The following is a 17,855-nucleotide window of genomic DNA, read 5'->3' as shown; positions in this document are numbered from 1 at the left end:
GGGATGGACATTAAAGTTTCACTTTATTTGAAAGGATAGGAGCGTTACTCTTATCCCTTTTATTATGGATATTTTTTCTAATATTTTCTATAATTTATGATGTGTTTAATTTGATGAAGGAAGTAGGGAAGAAAATGGGGAGAGCATATAAAAAAATAGCTATTACAATGATGATCGGTACACTTTCATTTGCAGCGTTTGGATGTGAAGCAGAAAAAAAGGCTATCAATTCAAACGTAACACAAGAAAATAAAGAAGAACAAATTGATCCAGTAGTTGAAAAACAGATGAAAGAAAATGAGAAAAATGGCAATACGGTTGGAAACAGTTCTAATAAAGGGAAGATGGCAGAGAGTGATGGATGGGTTTACTATGCAGTAAATGGTAATGAAAATACAGGAGGCATTTATCGTACGAAAGATCAATTTCAGACTTCGGAACGTGTAGTGGAAGGTGTAAATGCTTCTTACATAAATATAAAAAACAAGGTTTTATATTTTATTCATACGGATGAAGATAAGAATGCAGGATTATCTTCTTTAATGAAGTATGATATATCTAACAAAAAGCTAGACACGTTAAAAGCGGATACAAATTATGTTTATATAAAAGACCAAACTTTATTTTATCCGAAAAAATATTCTGAGCATGGTGGTTTTGATATTGTAGGGATTGTAAAAATGGATTTGAAAACGGGACAGGAAGAAGAAGCGGCATTTAAAAATTCTGGTTGGTCTCAAACGATAGATGATAGTATTCTACATTGGAATAAAAATCGTGGAACACAAGTTACAAAAGATAATAAAACTTGGTCAAAAGAAAATTATGCAACAATATCTAGTGCTACATATGATAATGAAAAATTATATGCTGTTGTCGACTTTTCGTTACCTTTTGAAACAAATGAAGCTGAGCATGGCATATATGAAATAGACGTTCAACAAAATAATGAAAAGTTATTGGTAAAGGATGCCTTGCAGATGAATGTGAAAGGGGACACTTTTTATTATATAAAAAAGGATGGAGTATATAAGAAGAGAATGAATGGAGGAAATGAAAAAGTAATTTATAATAAAGCGGTTGAACCAACTAAATTTTATTTATATTTTGTAGCAGGAGATATGTACCTCTATACGGATAATGGCACTATCATGAATCTAGATACAAAGAAATCAAATGAAGTAAAAGATAAGAAATTAGCAGATGATGTTATGTTACAGAAAGTATGGAATGCACAGAAGGAACTTACTAATGTTCAAATGGCTGCACTAACAGGAAATCCAAAACGAGTAGGGGATTTGTCATACGGGGAATTAGTGACCCCTATTTATAATACGAAGGATAATTTAGAGACTACGCTATCTACGTATTTCTCAAAATCATTTATAGCAGAGTATATGAAGAGTAAGTATATGAAAGAGTTAAATGGAAAAATGTACTATGCTATTGGAGATCCAGGATCAAAAGCAGCAACTAAATTTACAAAAATTATTTCTGCCGAGTTAAAGGATGGAAAAATAAAAGCGCAGGTAGAAACGTATAATGACTATGATAATGTAACGGAAAAAGTGGAAGTTGAATTTATTTATGAAAATAATCAATGGGTTATTAATAATATGCCGCGTTTTGGTTTAAGTTAAAAAACCACCAAGCATTTTGCTTGGTGGTTTTATTTTAGGATTCTAATTTTTTTGCACGTCTTAATAACAATAGAAAGACAATGATGAAGAAACCAAGTATAAGGAAGAATCCATATTGTTTTACATAATCCATTATGTCGCTTGCGCTCGTTGGTTTTTCAACGTGAATGCCATCTTTATTAGTAGTAATATGAATATCCTTCATTTTCACTTCATTTGTTTCTTTTTGTAAATCAATCCATTCTATATTTGGAATACTTTCTAGATCCTTTAGTACTTCTTTTAATGGTTTCACACCTAAGTAAGGATGATAGAATGCACCGATAATGCCGTCAGATAGTTTTGCAACAGATACAGCACGTTCTTTCATTTTAGCGATAGCATGTGGCTTATCTTCTTCAATAAATCCAACTGTTTCAGGCATTAATTTCATGCCATGTAAAAAGGATGGGGTACTTGTATAAAATGGTGAGTGCATGGATTTCCAAGTTGTATCACTTAACTGTAGTTGTCCTACATAAGTTGAAAAGTATCTTGATAGTATTTCATATCCTTTTTGAGACATCGTGTAATGAGGTGCTTCAAATGCGACAGGATATAATTTGGCATCTACAAGTTCTTGAATGCCTTTTTCAATATGATCAGTTGTATATTTTTCTTCAAATTCTTCCCCTTTTTTTACGTATGCATTATAGGCATCTATAGTAGGAAAGTCATTTTTTGATTTTGGTTGTTCATGATTTGGTTGACGAATTGGCTGGTCTGTTTTTACGTCCCAAAATTCAAAACCTTCACCGGTTTCGCTATCATAAAATTGGTGAGTATAACCATGCATAATAATTGCTGCACCATCGTCTTGCATAGAGCGTAAAAGATCGACTAGTTCGGGTTTATCTTTTAAATGTACTGTCTTTCCTGTATCAGGATCTTTATATACTGGTATGACTGTCATCATGTAGGGGATCTTTTTCTCTTTTAGTAATTCAGCAATTTCTTTTAATTGATTTATATCTGCGGCTGGATGAACGTCTTCAAGACGTAAATAAGCTTCTACTTTATTTGTCGTTGGTTTTTGTCCAAAGTAAGAAAATAGCATTTCACCGACGTAATGAGAAATCCAGTCAAAGAGATTTGGTGTTGCAACGTAGTAAGATGTTTCATGTTGAACGATTAGTGGGTTCTTGTTATTTGAGCTTAAAGCGTTAGCAAGAACAGTTCCGTTTGTATCAAAAGATTGAATCAAACGTTCTTCTTCTAGAGTGTTTTTTAATTTATTACTTGGATATTCGATTTTATTAGTTCGTATATCATTATCCTTTAGGGTAATGAATGAAAAACGATTAGATAATTGTTCAACATTTTGTCCTAAAACTAATACTGGGCCTGAGAAATTTTCTATAAGTTGTTTTGCTTCAGTAGGAAACTCTTCTTTTTGTTCACCGATATAGACAATATGTGTATAAGAAGATGAATTAGTAATTTCATGAGCTTTGTTTAAACTTTTCGTAGTTATATCGTTTGTAAAATGTCCTAATTGAGTGTTAAGAATTTGAATATTATTTGTAATTTTATCTTCTTTTGTACTATATAAAACAAGTACTTTTGGTTTTGATGACGTTTGTGCAGAGATGTGGATAGGTATAAGAAGTAAAATACTGAACAAGAGTATTATGCACTTTTTCATTTGGTCTGCTCCTATTCTATATGTAGAGTTCAATTTACAATTATATACAAGAAATACGTTGTAGTCTATGAAAGTTACATTTTTGCACGTATTTACCAGCTGTTTTTTCACAAAATCGGTCTAAAGCATGATGATAATATGTATAGTTATTTGCTATGATAAAAGAGTAAGAGAATGATAGAATGTGGGTAATTGTAAAGGGAAGAAGGCTGAAAGGGGACAAATTTCAGCGGAGAAAGAGGTAGAGGTAGTGAAGAAATTCTTTGTAGGATTTTTAGTTGTTCTTGGAGTGTACTTATACTTCCAAGGAAAGTCTGAAGGAATGGGCAAATTAGTAAATGAGACAAGCTATGTTGACTCAGAAGAAGCAAAACAGATGAAACAAATTATTATAGAGGAAGCAAAGAAAGTCAATCTTCCAGAATGGATACCTCTTACAATTGCCGAACATGAAAGTCGATTAAATCCAAGAAGTGTTGGAGATAACGGAACTTCATTCGGATTGTTTCAATTGCATCGCGGTGGTGGACTTGCACCGGATCATTTAACGGATGATGAGCTGAAAGATCCACGTACAAATGCGCAAATTGCAATGCCGCATTTAATGAAAGGATATAAGCGCGGGGTGCAAAAAGGTTTGACGGATTTTGCATTATTAAAATATATAGCAAATACATCTGGATGGCCAGGGAATTTAGGGCCAGAGTGGACAGATAATAACATGAAGTATAACATCGGATTAGAAGATGTGTACTATCGAAATAAAGGTGTAATTAAAGAGTAGGTTTTTGATACCTACTCTATTTTTTTGTGGATAATCACGTCGTTTTGTTTTGTGAAATACGCTGCTAGTTGTATTTTCACGTCTTCTAGTTTGGTGGAAACTTGCGGTATTTTATATCCTACATACAATGGTGAAACGACAAACCTAGGAACAACTTTACAAATGATTTTTCCGTTTAAGTGATAGAAGAATAAGTTATAACTACTACATCCTTTATGGAAATCTGTCAGTATGTAACGTACAGTTTGCTGAATATAAGTTGCTAGTTCATCTATGCATCCAATATCTTCAATAATGATATTAAATTCAGTAAAACCGATAATAGGACGATCTGAAATATTGAGTTCAATGTGTTCGTTCTTTTGAACAATTACGCCTTGGAAGTTGTCGTGTTCTACGTTATCGAGGTAGTTTACATATTTCATTCCAATAATCTGCATGTGTGCATGATGCAAACTTCCACCTGAGAATGGACCATGATTTTTGTATAAAATTACAGATGTGAATTCTTCATTCTTCTGTAAATCTAACCAATGTTTAATGGAGAAACGGATTAACGATCGCATATGTTCTTCTGTATATGTCGCAATATGATCTTCACAATTATCTGTTTCGATTAGCACCGTTTGAAATGTATCTTTTAATGTAGGAAATTTGTTTTTTAGCCAAATAATTGAGCCTTCAGTTGCTAAAATATCCGTTAAATTTTCTCTGTCACAAAAAGGACATGCAGCGCTTCTATTCCGGATGCTTTCTGGTTTTTGTTTGCCGATATCGTTTAAAAAGTATAGTTGTTGTGTATCCATTTGTATATATGCCCCTTTAAAATATGTGTAAAAATCCCGCTTAATACATTCGGGAAAAGGAGAAGAAAATCCTTTAAAGGGAATATAAAAAATAAAAGACAAGATATCCTCATTAAGATAGGGTACCTTGTCTTTTATTTTTTCTTTAATAATGTGTATGGATAATATAAATCGTTTTTATTATGCTTCTTTTTTCTATTTTTTATTGTGTATAAGGCAATTGCTGTACTTGCGATGACAATAATGGCTTTCTTCATATTCGTTTACCCCTTTTTTATTGTTGGTTTAATTCTTGGCTAACTGCTTTTGCATCAACTAGAGCGTGTAAAATCATTTTTACCATGTTCATCATATTCTTTCACTCCTTTTTATAGTTCATTTAGTTCTTTTACAACTGCTTGTCCGTTCACTAATACCTCAAAGATTGCTTTTACGATTTCTTTCATCATGATTGTTTCCTCCTTTTGTTGTCTCTCTTGTTTACATCTTTATTGTATAGGGAGGCATCTTTTCGTACTATCGCTTTCCATTACGTGAACATAACAGTTTTGTAAGATTTGATGTCACTTATTGAAATGTTTAGTCTATCTTCATTATTTTCAGAAAAATGACTATTCAAACATGAAATGGGAAAGTATAATAAAGAAGTAAGTATTAAATTCCGTACGAAAGAGGTGAATGAGATGAAAGGTTCTTTAGCTGCACGTGCCAAATTTTTAGATTTTATCTATTTTTGTCGTGCGATTTTTCATGATGTAGTTGTTAACGGGATACGTCTGTCCTTTTTTAACAATTGCATAGTAGCTATAGAACGATAGAAATCTCTTCACCCATTTTTAATAAACGTGTGAAAAGGGAGCTATTTAGCTTCCTTTTTCTATGCCGAAAACCATGGGGAATGTTTCTTTACCATGGTTTTTTATATTGAAAGGAGTACGGAAAATGACAATTTGTAGTGTAAATAATGTAACGAAATCTTTTGGTGGAAACATCATATTTGAAAATATATCGCTTGAAATAAAGAATGGTGAACGTGTTGGATTAGTTGGTCGTAACGGTAGCGGGAAGACAACAATCTTTCAGCTTTTAACTGGAATGGAAAGTTTGGATGCAGGGGCCATTCATATGAAGAAAGGTACACGTATTGGTCATGTGGCACAAATTCCGAAATTTGATGAGAGTATGACTGTATATGAAGTATTGAGTTCCGCTTTTAAAATAGAAAAGGAATTAGAAAGAGAAATGCGTACTTTAGAAAAAGATATGGCGGAAGAACAGGAATCTTCTGTTTTACAAAAATTAATGGAAAGATACGGAATCATCCAAGAAAAGTTTGCGTTTCTTGGTGGTTATGAAATCGAAGCGAACATTATGAAGGTAGCAAATGGTTTACAGGTGACAGAACTATTCCCACGATCATTTGTGGAGATAAGTGGTGGGGAGCAAACAAAAGTAAGCCTTGCATACATGCTGTTGCAGAAACCAGATTTACTTTTATTAGATGAACCAACCAATCATTTAGATTTATTTGCAGTCGAATGGTTAGAGCAATTTTTAAAAGAATACAACGGAACAGTTATGGTTATTTCACATGATCGCTATTTCCTTGATGAAGTTGTAACGAAGATCTTTGATTTAGAAGATGGAGAGATTCACGTGTATCATACAAACTATTCTCGGTTTGTTGAAGAGAAGGAAGAAAGGTTGCTTCAGGAGTTTCAGGCTTATCAAGAACAGCAAAAGAAAATAAAGAAAATGAAAGAAGCAATTAAGCGACTACGTGAATGGGCAAATCAGGCGAATCCTCCAAATGAAGGGTTGCATAAGAGAGCGAGAAGTATGGAACGTGCACTGGAACGTATGGAAAAACTAAAGAAACCTATTTTAGAACGAAAACAAATGGGCCTTCAGTTTGAAGGGCAAGAGAGAAGTGGGAAAGATGTTGTTGTAATGAAAGAAGTGAGTAAAGGGTTTGCGGAACATCTTTTATTTAACGAAGCAAACTTACATGTTCGTTTTCAAGAGCGTGCAGCTATCGTTGGTCGTAATGGTACAGGAAAGACAACGCTATTAAAGTTATTATTAGAAGAAATAGAACCAGACGCTGGAGAAATTCGAATTGGAAGTAGTGTGAAAATCGGTTATTTATCCCAGCATGCGTACGGAAATATGAAGAGTAATGTATTGGAGGCTTTCAGGGAATGTGTAGCTGTAACAGAGGGAGAAGCGAGACATATATTAGCTAAGTTTTTATTTTATGGTCCAGCGGTGTTTAAGAAAGTAACGCAACTGAGCGGTGGAGAAAAAATGAGGTTAAGACTTGCACAACTTATGTATCAAGATATCAATTTTTTAATTTTAGATGAGCCGACAAATCATCTCGACATTGAATCAAGAGAAGTTTTAGAGGAAGCTCTTGAACAATATAATGGAACGATTTTAGCTGTTTCACATGATCGTTATTTTTTAAATAAGTTATTTGAAAAGACGTATTGGATTGATGAGCGTAAATTATTTGAGTTTGCAGGGAACTATGCATGGGCGCGTCAAAAGTGGGAGGAAAAGCTCGAGACGCAAGTGATAAAGCAGCAACGCCAAGGAAGAAAAAATATTGAAACAGTCCCTGTAAAAAAGAAAGAAGTTAGGAATATTGAGGAGATTGAAACCGAGTTAATGCATGTTGAAGAAGATATATATACGCTTGAGTGTAAGATGGAACAAGTAGTTGATGTTGAAATGCTTGAACAATTGTATGAAGAAAAAACGAAGAAAGAGTTGTTACGAGCGGAGTTATATAATGAGTTAGAGAATATTGTGGAGTGAAAAATAAAAAGCGAATCCTTTCAGTTTTACTGAAGGGATTCGCTTTTTTATACTGCTGTTTTGCTTTAAGAGATAAATAAAAGTTGTGTTTCACGTGAAACAGTAAATTTGATAAATCTTTGTTTCGTAACTTGCATAGGTTGTGAAACATAAATAGTATTAGGAGCTTTTTAGATCGGTTAATTATTTCCCGAGACATAAGTATGTGTAACAGCAAAGCATGATTGAAAACAAAAAAACAGAGTTACAGCTTTACACGCTGAACTCTGTTTTCTTTTTGTGTCGTATCTTCTCTTGTCGAAATGATAATAGCGATCCCGAGCATAATAAAAAAAGCTAAAAAGAGGACGAACTTTGGGAAGAATGGGAATAGTAATAGCGCCCCGACTATCATAATTGTTAATAATACGTAGTGCAGGACGTATTGGAATAGGTTGTCCATGTTTTCGCCCCCTTTTTGGTTATTGGTTATTAGTATTCTATGTTTCATACGGAACGAATAGAAGTGAATTTTTAATTTTTTAATAAGAAATAAAAGAGAACGGTTGACATATTTAAAGGAAAGGAATAATCTTGAAATTAATTCATACTATTTTTATAGGAATAATTAATATGGTTGTAGAAAGAAGTCCTATGTTCCTACATCGTTAAAAATTAAGAAGGTAAAGGTGATAGTGCAATGAAAAATGTTTTTAAAGGAGCAATTGCTACATTTTTGAGTGTATCAGTATTACTAGCCGGATGTGGTCAAGAGGAAGCGAGTACAAACGAAGCTGGGAACGTACCGAAAGTAAAAGATGAATTTATTCAGGCAAGCGACAAAGCAAAAAGTCCCGTAAAAGCAAAAGAAAGAAAAGATACTTTTGTAGTTGGAATGCCGAGTCCTGGAGGGATATTCCTTCCGCACTTTATGGAGAATGGATGGGATGGTAATATAACACAAGCTATCTTTGCACCTCTTGTTGGACTCGATAAGGAAGGAAAACCAATTCCAATTTTAGCGAAGGAGTGGGATATTTCGGAGGATCAGCTTACATACACGTTCTATTTGAAAGATGGTTTAAAGTTTAGTGATGGATCACCACTAACTGCAGATGATGTAGCATTTACATTAACGCTATTACACGATCCAACTTATAGTGGAGCGACTGATATAAGTCAAACAGCAATAAAGGGTGGGCAAGCGTATAAAGAAGGAAAGGCAACCTTTATTGAGGGAATTCAAGTCATTGATCCGAAAACAATTACGATTACGACTGAAAAGGTAAATGCCCAAACACTATCATTAATCGGTGGAGAAGTTATATCTAAAGCTTATTACGGGAAAGAGTATAAACAAGGGCACCTGGAGTATTTAAAAGGGTTATATGGAAAACCGATGGGAGCAGGAGCTTATAAATTAGATAAATATATTCCTGGTCAAGAGGTTCGATTTGTAGCTAATGAAAATTATTTTGAAGGAAAACCGAAGATTGAGCACTTTATTTATAAAATTTCAAAAGGTGATACAAAGCTACAACAATTTCAAGCCGGGGAAGTAGATTATGATGGTTTTACGACAAATACGGAGACGATTGAACAGTTAAAGGATTTAGGTTTTGCCAATATTAATGTATATACAGGAAGCTCTTATGGCTACATTAAAATGAATTATAAGAAACCATACTTTAAAGATAAGCGTGTCCGCCAAGCATTTATTTACGGATTAGAGCGTCAAAAAGTTGTTGATACGTATTTCCAAGGTTATGCTTCACTCGTTAATGTACCGATTACGCCAGTTTCTTGGGCGTATACAGAAGAAGGTATTAATAAATATGAGTATAACTTAGAGAAAGCAAAGGAATTATTGGATGAGGCTGGATGGAAAGCTGGTTCAGATGGAATCCGCGAAAAAGATGGTCAAAAATTGAAGGTAAGTTATTTTGCTTCTTCTGCAAGTAAAATAAATGATGTAATGATCCCGGTGATGAAAGAGGATTATAAAAAGCTTGGTGTAGAGTTTAACCCAGAATATATGGACTTTAATACGATGATTTCAAAAGTGATAAAAGGTGATTATGATTTAGCAATGGTATCTACGCCAATGATTGATGATCCGAGTGGAACAATTGAGGAGTTTGTTTCAACAAGTAAACGAAACTATGATGGATACCATAATCCGAAAGTAGATGAATTAGCGAAGCAGGCACTAGAAACATTAGATATTGAAAAACGAAAAGAAATTTATAAAAAGTTGTACCAGGAGTTGAGTGAAGATCCGCCTGTAATCTTCTTAAATAATAGTAAAGTTGTGTCTGCACATCATGCACGCATTCAAGGATTACAAGAAGATAACTATAACGGTATCTTGTTAAGTTTACCTAAATTAAAGATAGAACAATAATTTTGGAAAAATTCTCAAAATATTTATTTAGAAAGAATTGACAAAATATAACGAAAGATATAAGCTAATAACCATAAAGTCTACCGGAAAGGTCGGAATAGGATTGTTACCCCTCAAAAACATCTATTTTTTTACGATTAAAACCGACTTTTCCGATTGGCTATAAATGTGCTGTGGGAGGCATACATAAGCTAATAAGTTCAAAGGGTATCACTATTAAAAAGTTAGGGTGGGGACAATGAAGAAAAAGACAAAAAAATGGGCTGGTGTATTTTCGGTATTACTGAGTAGTTCGCTTGTGTTATCTGCTTGTGGGGGACAGGAAGAGACGGCTTCTACAGAACCGGTAAAAAAACAAGACTTAAAAGACGCTAAGATTGAATCAATTCCAGCTACAGATAAAAAGAAAAGTCCAGAGAAAGCAAATCAGCGAAAGGATACTTTTATTACGGCTATTTCTAAGCCAGGGGGAGTTTTCCTTCCATATTTCCAAGAGAATGGTTGGGATGGAAATGTAACGTCTGTAATTTTTGCATCACTAGTAACAACAGACAAACAAAGTAAACCTATTCCGGACCTTGCAGAAAAATGGGATATTTCTGCTGACCAGTTAACATATACATTCCATTTACGTAAAAATCTAAAATTTAGTGATGGTTCGCCTTTAACGGCTGAGGACGTAGCATTTACATTAACACTACTTCATGATAAAGCGTATGAAGGTGGAATGGACATTGCTCAGTATGCTGTTAAAGGTGGAAAAGAATATAAAGAAGGAAAAGCAACTTCTATTGAAGGAATTCAAGTTGTTGATCCACAAACAATTAAAATTACAACTGAAAAAGTTAATTCACAGGCGCTAATTAATTTAGGTGGTCCAGTGCTATCAAAAGCTTATTATGGAAAAGATTATAAACAAAATACAAGTTTAGACTATTTAAAAGCATTATATGGGCAACCAATTGCGGCGGGTCCATATAAATTTGAAAAATATGTTCCAGGTCAAGAAGTACGCTTTGTTGCTAACGAACATTATTATGCAGGTAAACCAAAAATCAAAAACTTTATTTACAAAATCACATCAGGTGATACTGGATTCCAATTATTCCAAACCGGTGAACTGGACTATAGTGGATTTAGAGCAAATCCTGAGAATATAGACCAATTAAAAGGATTAGAGTTTGCAAACATTAATCTTGAATCATCAAGTGATATTGCTTATATCTATGTAAATAATAAGAAATCGTATTTGAAAGATAAAAAGGTACGTCAAGCACTTACTTATGGATTAGACCGTAAGAAGTATGTGGATACAGCTTTACAAGGATATGGATCTGTTGCTAACGTACCAATTGCGCCAGTTTCATGGGCATATACAGAAGAAGGTATTAATAAATATCCACACGACGTAGAAAAGGCTAAAAAATTATTAGATGAGGCTGGTTGGAAGGTAGGTTCTGACGGGGTTCGTGAAAAAGATGGTCAAAAATTAAAATTAACATACTACGCATCAAATACAGGTAAAACAAATGATATCTTTATTCCAATTGCAAAAGAAAGTTACAAAGAAATCGGTGTTGAATTAAATCCAGAGTTGATGGACTTTAATACGATGCTTTCAAAAGTAGGGAAAGGTGACTACGATTTAGCGGCAGTTTCAACACCAGGAATTAGTGATCCAAGTGAAGTTGTAAGTGATTACTTATCGACTAATCCAAAAAGTGATACGGGTTATAGTAATCCGAAAGTAGATGACTTGATTGTAAAAGGTATAGGGACGACAGATATTGAAAAACGTAAAGCAATTTATAAAGAACTGTATAAAGAGTTAAGTGATGATCCACCAGTTATTTTATTAAACTATCGTAAACTACTGTATGCTCATAATGCACGTATAAAAGGAATTGATCCAGAAAAGTACGATAGCATCAGTTCTAACTTACCAGTATTATCTATTGAACAATAAGGATTGACCTAAATAATAGAAGACGTTTTTTCACACAGCAATGGAATGGTAGCTGTTTTGAAAAAATGTTCTTCTATTTTTAAGTAAATAGGATTGGGGAGACAAAAGGTGAAAACATATATCATTCGTAGGTTCCTTCAAATGATCCCTACATTGTTTGGTACATCTATTATTATTTTTTTCTTATTTGCACTTTTGCCGGGAGATTATATTGATTCAAATCCAAAGTTAACACCAGAGAGAGCCCAAGAATTAAGGGAATTATACGGCTTAAACAAACCAATTATTGAAAGGTATTTTCATTGGTTAGTGAATGCTTTGCATGGTGATTTTGGATTTTCTTTACAGTATCAAGAACCGGTAACTTCATTACTTAATAAATTCATTTGGAATACATTTATTGTTGCTGTTGCAGCTTTATTTTTCACTTGGATTATTGCTCTTATTATTGGGGTTATTTCTGCAACAAAGCAGCACTCTTGGTTTGATAGATTGGTAACAATCGGTGTCTTTGCAGCAATGTCATTTCCATCATTCTTTATCGGACTATTTTTAATTAAATTATTAGCAGTTGATTTAAAGTTATTACCTATTGGTGGCATGATTGATATTGGGAGTAACTCAACAGGGATAGCATACATATTAGAAGTATTACGTCATATGATTCTACCTGTATTTATTTTAACGCTTCTTGGTGTAGGATCGTTAACACGATATTTTAGAACCGGCATGTTGGATGTTATTAGACAAGATTATATTCGTACCGCTCGTGCAAAAGGTTTAAAAGAAAGAACCGTTATTTATAAACATGCATTGAAAAATGCAATTTTGCCAGCAATTACATTACTCGCTTTTGAATTACCGGGTTTATTTTCAGGAGCTATTATTATTGAACAGATTTTTAATTGGCCAGGGATTGGGAGTATTCAATTAGAGGCATTAAACTTCCGTGATTATACCGTATTAATGGCGTTTACAATGTTTCTTTCTTGTTTAACAATTATGGCTAATTTCTTAGCTGATATTGTATATGCGTTTGTTGATCCAAGAATTCGATTGAAGTAAAGGGGGGAAAGATATGGAGACTATTACACCAATAATAGGGAAAAAGAAAGAACGGAAAAAGAAAGAACGGAAAAAGAAAAATGAATCATCACCATGGCGCCAAGCGTATAAAAAAATCAAGAAAAATAAGATGGCACTGTGTGGCTTATACGTTTTAATATTTATGTTTTTATTTAGTTTTATCGGTCCAATCTTTTCACCATATGCAGATGGGAAAGTACAAGTAACACAAATTAATAAACCGCCCAGCCTTTCACATTGGCTTGGAACAGACCAGTTGGGGCGGGATATTTTAACTAGACTTATGCAAGCAGGGCGTATTTCATTAACAATTGGTTTAGCGTCGATGCTACTATCCGTTATACTAGGAGCTTTATTAGGAGCAATTGCTGGTTTTTATCGAGGGGTTGTGGATCATTTAATTATGCGTGTTGCGGATGTGCTAATGTCCATTCCGGGATTACCGCTACTTATTATAATGGGAGCGATTTTATCAGAATGGAAATTACCATCAGAATACCGTTTATATGTTGTAATGATTATTTTAAGTTTAGTAGGATGGCCAGGGCTTGCTCGTCTTGTGAGAGGACAAATTTTAACATTGCGGGAGCAAGCCTTTATGCAAGCAGCAGATGTATTAGGATTAAAGGATTCTCGAAAAATTATTCATCATTTAATTCCTAATGTCTTTCCGTTACTTATTGTTGTAGCAACTTTGGGCGTGGCTGGATCTATTTTAAGTGAGTCCGCACTAAGCTACTTAGGTCTCGGGGTCGTCCCGCCTACACCGTCATGGGGGAATATGATTAGTGCAGCGAACTCATTAATTGATTTCCAAAAGCGTCCGTGGTTATGGATTCCGCCTGGTTTTGCAATTTTTATAACAGTTGTATCCATTAATTTACTTGGTGATGCACTTCGTGATGCGTTAGATCCAAAGATGAGACGGTAGGTGAGGGAATATGAGTAAAGCGGTAGTAGAGTTGAAAGACTTACAAACACACTTTCAGACAGAAGAAGGAACAGTAAAAGCTGTGAATCATGTTAGTTTTACAGTTCGAGAAGGTGAAACTGTTTGTGTTGTAGGTGAATCTGGTTGCGGGAAAAGTGTAACGGCTTTATCTATTATGGGACTTATTGCTGAATCAGGCAGTGTAGTAGGTGGAGATATTTTATATGAAGGAAAAAGTCTTTTAGGAATGAAAGAGAAAGAGCTTCGTAGTTTACGAGGGAATGATATTGCGATGATTTTCCAAGAACCGATGACATCGCTAAATCCAGTATTTACTGTAGGGGAACAAATTGTAGAGACGTTAAGGGAGCATGAACTGCTTAGTAAAAATGAAGCATATAAGAAGGCGATTGAGTTAATTCGTAAAGTCGGCATAGCTCGTGCGGATGAAATCGTCCATTCTTATCCACACGAACTAAGTGGTGGTATGTTACAACGTATTATGATTGCTGTTGCACTTAGTTGTAATCCTAAGTTATTAATTGCGGATGAACCGACAACGGCTCTTGATGTTACGATTCAGGCTCAAATATTGGATCTACTAAGACAAGTGAAAGAAGAATTTAAAACGTCGATTTTATTAATTACACATGACTTAGGCGTTGTAGCGGAAATGGCTGATTATGTTGTCGTTATGTATGGCGGGAAAGTTATTGAAGAAGCCCCAGTACTAGAGATATTCAAAAATCCAAAACACCCGTATACGAAAGGTTTGTTGAAATCAAAACCAGTGATGGGTAAACGAATAGATAAACTATATTCTATTCCAGGGCAAGTTCCTAATTTAGTTGGTTTAGATGAGTTTTGCTACTTTAGTGGCCGTTGCGAGCATTGTATGGAAATATGTAAAGAAGAGGCGCCAAGTTTGAATGTACATGATGAGAATCATAAAGTTGCTTGCTGGTTATATGAGGAGCGTGCGGAACAATGAGTGAACCATTATTAGAAGTAAAGAACTTAAAAACATATTTTCCAATTAAAGGCGGCATATTTAGTAGAACGGTTGGACATGTAAAAGCAGTTGATGGGGTAAGTTTTACTATTAATAAAGGTGAAGTATTCGGCCTCGTTGGTGAATCGGGAAGCGGAAAAACGACGATAGGAAAAACAATTTTACGTCTCGTTCAAAAAACGGAAGGGGAAGTGAAGTTTAAAGGGCAAGATGTTCACTCTTTATCTAAGGAAGAATTGAGAAAACATCGTCCTAATATGCAACTTGTTTTCCAAGATCCATTTAGCTCATTAAATCCGAGAATGAGAATTGGGGAAGCGCTTGGTGAGCCGATGTTAGCTCACGGATTAGCGACGAAAGAAAATGTTCGTGAGAAGGTGACAGAAGTATTAGAGTTATGTGGCTTAGCTCCATATCATATTGACCGGTACCCTCATGAGTTTTCTGGTGGACAACGTCAACGTATCGTTATCGCAAGAGCTATGGTATTAAATCCAGAATTTATTGTAGCTGACGAACCTGTGGCAGCACTAGATGTATCTATTCAAGCACAAATCATTAATTTATTTAGTGAGTTACAGGAGAAAAAAGGACTATCTTATTTATTCATTTCACATGATTTAAGCGTAGTAGAGCATTTATGTACGAAGATTGGAATTATGTATTTAGGAACGATTGTGGAAACAGCGCCACGTGATGAGTTATTTATAAATCCACTTCATCCGTATACAAAAGCATTGTTATCCGCTGTGCCAATACCAGATCCAACAGTGAAGCGAGAGCGAATTATACTAGAGGGTGATATTCCAAGTCCAGCGAATCCACCTTCAGGTTGTCGCTTTCATACACGTTGCCCATTTGCAACAGATATTTGTAAACAAACGGTACCAGAATTCCGTAATGTTGGTGAAGAGCACTTTGTTGCTTGTCATCATGTATAAAAGAGAAGGACCCTTTCAGAAGTTGAAAGAGTCCTTTTTTTATTTACTAGATGAAGTTTGTTTCAATACAAATTGCTCGATTGCATGAGCAACACCATGTTCATTGTTTGTTAATGTTACAACATCACATAGTTTTTTTACATCTTCTTCAGCATTTCCCATTGCCACTGATAAGCCAGCTACTTGTAACATTGGCACATCATTAAAGTTGTCCCCGATTGCAATAGTATCTTCAATTGGTATATTGAAATAAGCGGCCATTTCTTGTAGACCGTTCCCTTTATGACCATGCTTATCCATAATTTCTACATTAGTAGGAGCGGATGCTGTAACTGAAATGTCGGTGTCTTCTTGTAACACGCTTAATAGCTGTGTACGATGCTCTGCGTTAAACGTCAAAATGAAGAATTTAGATATTTCTAATTCTGGATTATTTACAATATCTTCGATTTTTTGGAAATCAGTAATTAAGTTTGATTTCTTTTGTTTCTCTGTAATTCTTTCAAGTTCCTCAAGTGTAACATCTAGTGCATGCTTGTTCTCTTCGAACGCTTGCATGACTTGATCTTGCCATGTATATGGAGAATAAACTCCTTTATTCGTATATAGCTTGTAAGGAAAACCTTCAGATTCTAGTAATTTTGCAAGCTTGTATACTTTATCGTTTTGTAAACAACGCGAGTTAATTACTTTTCCATCCACATAAACAATTGCCCCATTGCTCGCTCCAACTGGAAGAGATAGTTTATATTCTTCCAATAATTTCAAAGCATCCTCTTTTGCACGACCAGAACAAATCATGACTATATGACCAGCCTCTTTTGCAGTTTGGATAGCTTGTAAGTTCTCTTTGGAGATTTCAAGACTAGATGATAGTAGTGTTCCATCCATATCTAATGCGATTAATTTCAAAATGACCACCTCTTTGTTTTTATTATACATAGTTATATGGAGGAAACATATAAACTTATCTTGGAAAGATTGTATTTTACCTCTCATGAACTATCAGTAAGAATTTGATAGATTCCACTTTATTAATGAAAGATTTATGTTAATTTGTAACAAAAGTAGAGGTGAGTATGGCGATATTTCGTTATATGACTGTAATGTTACAATAACATTACAAACATAAACTTAGTAGAAATTGCATTAAAACAAGGTTTTTAAGGGTGTTTATAAAAAAACGTAAAAAAAGTGTAATAAAATTTACGTAATTATATTGCAACGTAATAATAGATATGTTACATTAATGTTACAAACGTTACGTTATTAAATTTAATGTAACATCAACATAAAAACTATGAAATAAACATTTCTTAGAAATTACATATAGATAACTTATTAAGAGGAGGATACATAATATGAAAGAGCAAGTATTACAAGTAACAAAAGGTGACTTCGTAGGATCAGCAAGTGGAGCAGTAGTATTAACAGCATTAATCGTATTTCTATCAAGCGCATTAGTATAATAGAAGTTTTGTAACAAAAGAAGAGAAGGGAGAATGAAAGAAATGAAAGAGCAAGTATTACAAGTAACAAAAGGTGATTTCGTAGGATCAGCAAGTGGAGCAGTAGTATTAACAGCGTTAATCGTATTTCTATCAAGCGTGTTAGTATAATAAAAGTTTTGTAACAAAAAACAAATGAAGGGAGAATGAAAGAAATGAAAGAGCAAGTATTACAAGTAACAAAAGGGGATTTCGTAGGATCAGCAAGTGGAGCAGTAGTGTTAACAGCATTAATCGTATTTCTATCAAGCGTGTTAGTATAATAAAAACTTTGTAACAAAAAACAAATGA

At 34.3% G+C, this 17,855-nt stretch carries 18 protein-coding genes; 13 read left to right on the top strand and 5 right to left on the bottom strand.

The genetic code is table 11. The annotated features are described in order from the left end of the window. Nucleotides 1-134: 134 nt before the first annotated feature. Nucleotides 135-1,640 (top strand): DL-endopeptidase inhibitor IseA family protein, encoded by a 1,506-nt coding sequence (locus tag PDK19_RS21625; RefSeq protein WP_124878433.1) that lies wholly within the window; start codon nucleotides 135-137, stop codon nucleotides 1,638-1,640. Nucleotides 1,641-1,674: 34 nt separating this feature from the next. On the opposite strand, the gene PDK19_RS21620 is transcribed toward PDK19_RS21625, so the two are convergent. Next, complete coding sequence (locus PDK19_RS21620) at nucleotides 1,675-3,324, bottom strand: DUF2334 domain-containing protein (protein WP_000710539.1); 1,650 nt, start codon at nucleotides 3,322-3,324, stop codon at nucleotides 1,675-1,677. 250 nt (nucleotides 3,325-3,574) lie between these two features. Between PDK19_RS21620 and PDK19_RS21615 the strand changes: the two genes are divergently transcribed. Continuing rightward, on the top strand, nucleotides 3,575-4,108 hold the full coding sequence (locus PDK19_RS21615; protein WP_000713259.1) for a transglycosylase SLT domain-containing protein: 534 nt from the start codon (nucleotides 3,575-3,577) through the stop codon (nucleotides 4,106-4,108). 11 nt (nucleotides 4,109-4,119) lie between these two features. Here the strand turns inward: PDK19_RS21615 and PDK19_RS21610 are convergent, their stop codons facing one another. Together PDK19_RS21610 and PDK19_RS21605 are read right to left on the bottom strand one after the other, a co-directional pair. Then, nucleotides 4,120-4,914 (bottom strand): DUF4931 domain-containing protein, encoded by a 795-nt coding sequence (locus PDK19_RS21610; protein WP_000381048.1) that lies wholly within the window; start codon nucleotides 4,912-4,914, stop codon nucleotides 4,120-4,122. A 134-nt stretch (nucleotides 4,915-5,048) separates the two neighbouring features. Next, nucleotides 5,049-5,171: a hypothetical protein gene (locus PDK19_RS21605; RefSeq protein WP_000709145.1), complete on the bottom strand. Its 123-nt coding sequence runs from the start codon at nucleotides 5,169-5,171 to the stop codon at nucleotides 5,049-5,051. 426 nt (nucleotides 5,172-5,597) lie between these two features. Here PDK19_RS21605 and PDK19_RS21600 point away from each other — a divergent pair, with 426 nt between their 5' ends. Continuing rightward, a complete protein-coding gene (locus tag PDK19_RS21600) occupies nucleotides 5,598-5,732 on the top strand; it encodes an RAxF-45 family protein (protein ID WP_041184477.1) in 135 nt (44 codons plus the stop codon). Between the two features lie 124 nt (nucleotides 5,733-5,856). Then, complete coding sequence (gene abc-f / locus PDK19_RS21595) at nucleotides 5,857-7,737, top strand: ribosomal protection-like ABC-F family protein (protein ID WP_000150898.1); 1,881 nt, start codon at nucleotides 5,857-5,859, stop codon at nucleotides 7,735-7,737. A 244-nt stretch (nucleotides 7,738-7,981) separates the two neighbouring features. Here abc-f and PDK19_RS21590 read toward each other — a convergent pair whose 3' ends face one another. Then, complete coding sequence (locus PDK19_RS21590) at nucleotides 7,982-8,179, bottom strand: hypothetical protein (RefSeq protein WP_000369258.1); 198 nt, start codon at nucleotides 8,177-8,179, stop codon at nucleotides 7,982-7,984. Nucleotides 8,180-8,416: 237 nt separating this feature from the next. On the opposite strand from PDK19_RS21590, the gene PDK19_RS21585 reads away from it, so the two are divergent. The 6 genes from PDK19_RS21585 (at nucleotide 8,417) to PDK19_RS21560 (ending at nucleotide 16,056) form a co-directional block, all read left to right on the top strand. After that, nucleotides 8,417-10,120, top strand: a complete 1,704-nt coding sequence (locus PDK19_RS21585) for an ABC transporter substrate-binding protein (RefSeq protein ID WP_270708025.1) — start codon at nucleotides 8,417-8,419, stop codon at nucleotides 10,118-10,120. 238 nt (nucleotides 10,121-10,358) lie between these two features. Continuing rightward, nucleotides 10,359-12,086: an ABC transporter substrate-binding protein gene (locus PDK19_RS21580; RefSeq protein ID WP_000730690.1), complete on the top strand. Its 1,728-nt coding sequence runs from the start codon at nucleotides 10,359-10,361 to the stop codon at nucleotides 12,084-12,086. A gap of 108 nt (nucleotides 12,087-12,194) precedes the next feature. Further along, nucleotides 12,195-13,151: an ABC transporter permease gene (locus PDK19_RS21575; RefSeq protein ID WP_000860691.1), complete on the top strand. Its 957-nt coding sequence runs from the start codon at nucleotides 12,195-12,197 to the stop codon at nucleotides 13,149-13,151. Between the two features lie 13 nt (nucleotides 13,152-13,164). Then, nucleotides 13,165-14,103: an oligopeptide ABC transporter permease gene (gene opp4C, locus PDK19_RS21570; protein WP_049111054.1), complete on the top strand. Its 939-nt coding sequence runs from the start codon at nucleotides 13,165-13,167 to the stop codon at nucleotides 14,101-14,103. A 10-nt stretch (nucleotides 14,104-14,113) separates the two neighbouring features. Beyond that, a complete protein-coding gene (locus tag PDK19_RS21565) occupies nucleotides 14,114-15,094 on the top strand; it encodes an ABC transporter ATP-binding protein (protein ID WP_000030795.1) in 981 nt (326 codons plus the stop codon). After that, the gene (locus tag PDK19_RS21560; protein WP_001294511.1) at nucleotides 15,091-16,056 is read left to right on the top strand and encodes an ABC transporter ATP-binding protein; all 966 of its coding nucleotides are present in this window, start codon (nucleotides 15,091-15,093) and stop codon (nucleotides 16,054-16,056) included. Before PDK19_RS21565 ends, PDK19_RS21560 begins: the two co-directional genes overlap by 4 nt. A gap of 39 nt (nucleotides 16,057-16,095) precedes the next feature. Here PDK19_RS21560 and PDK19_RS21555 read toward each other — a convergent pair whose 3' ends face one another. After that, nucleotides 16,096-16,968, bottom strand: a complete 873-nt coding sequence (locus PDK19_RS21555; RefSeq protein WP_000766437.1) for a Cof-type HAD-IIB family hydrolase — start codon at nucleotides 16,966-16,968, stop codon at nucleotides 16,096-16,098. Nucleotides 16,969-17,417: 449 nt separating this feature from the next. Between PDK19_RS21555 and PDK19_RS21550 the strand changes: the two genes are divergently transcribed. Genes PDK19_RS21550 through PDK19_RS21540 form a run of 3 tightly spaced genes read left to right on the top strand, consistent with a single transcriptional unit; the run spans nucleotide 17,418 to nucleotide 17,827 of the window. Then, a complete protein-coding gene (locus tag PDK19_RS21550) occupies nucleotides 17,418-17,525 on the top strand; it encodes a DUF3948 family protein (protein WP_000664235.1) in 108 nt (35 codons plus the stop codon). Between the two features lie 33 nt (nucleotides 17,526-17,558). Further along, nucleotides 17,559-17,675: a DUF3948 family protein gene (locus PDK19_RS21545; RefSeq protein ID WP_000661718.1), complete on the top strand. Its 117-nt coding sequence runs from the start codon at nucleotides 17,559-17,561 to the stop codon at nucleotides 17,673-17,675. Between the two features lie 44 nt (nucleotides 17,676-17,719). After that, the gene (locus PDK19_RS21540; RefSeq protein WP_000664237.1) at nucleotides 17,720-17,827 is read left to right on the top strand and encodes a DUF3948 family protein; all 108 of its coding nucleotides are present in this window, start codon (nucleotides 17,720-17,722) and stop codon (nucleotides 17,825-17,827) included. Nucleotides 17,828-17,855: the final 28 nt, after the last annotated feature.

Origin of the sequence: Bacillus cereus group sp. BcHK124 (genome assembly GCF_027712065.1) — a bacterium.
Taxonomy (GTDB): Bacteria; Bacillota; Bacilli; order Bacillales; family Bacillaceae_G; genus Bacillus_A; species Bacillus_A pacificus.
The sequence above is the reverse complement of the archived record's forward strand: the minus strand, read 5'-3'. Positions and strand labels throughout refer to the sequence as shown.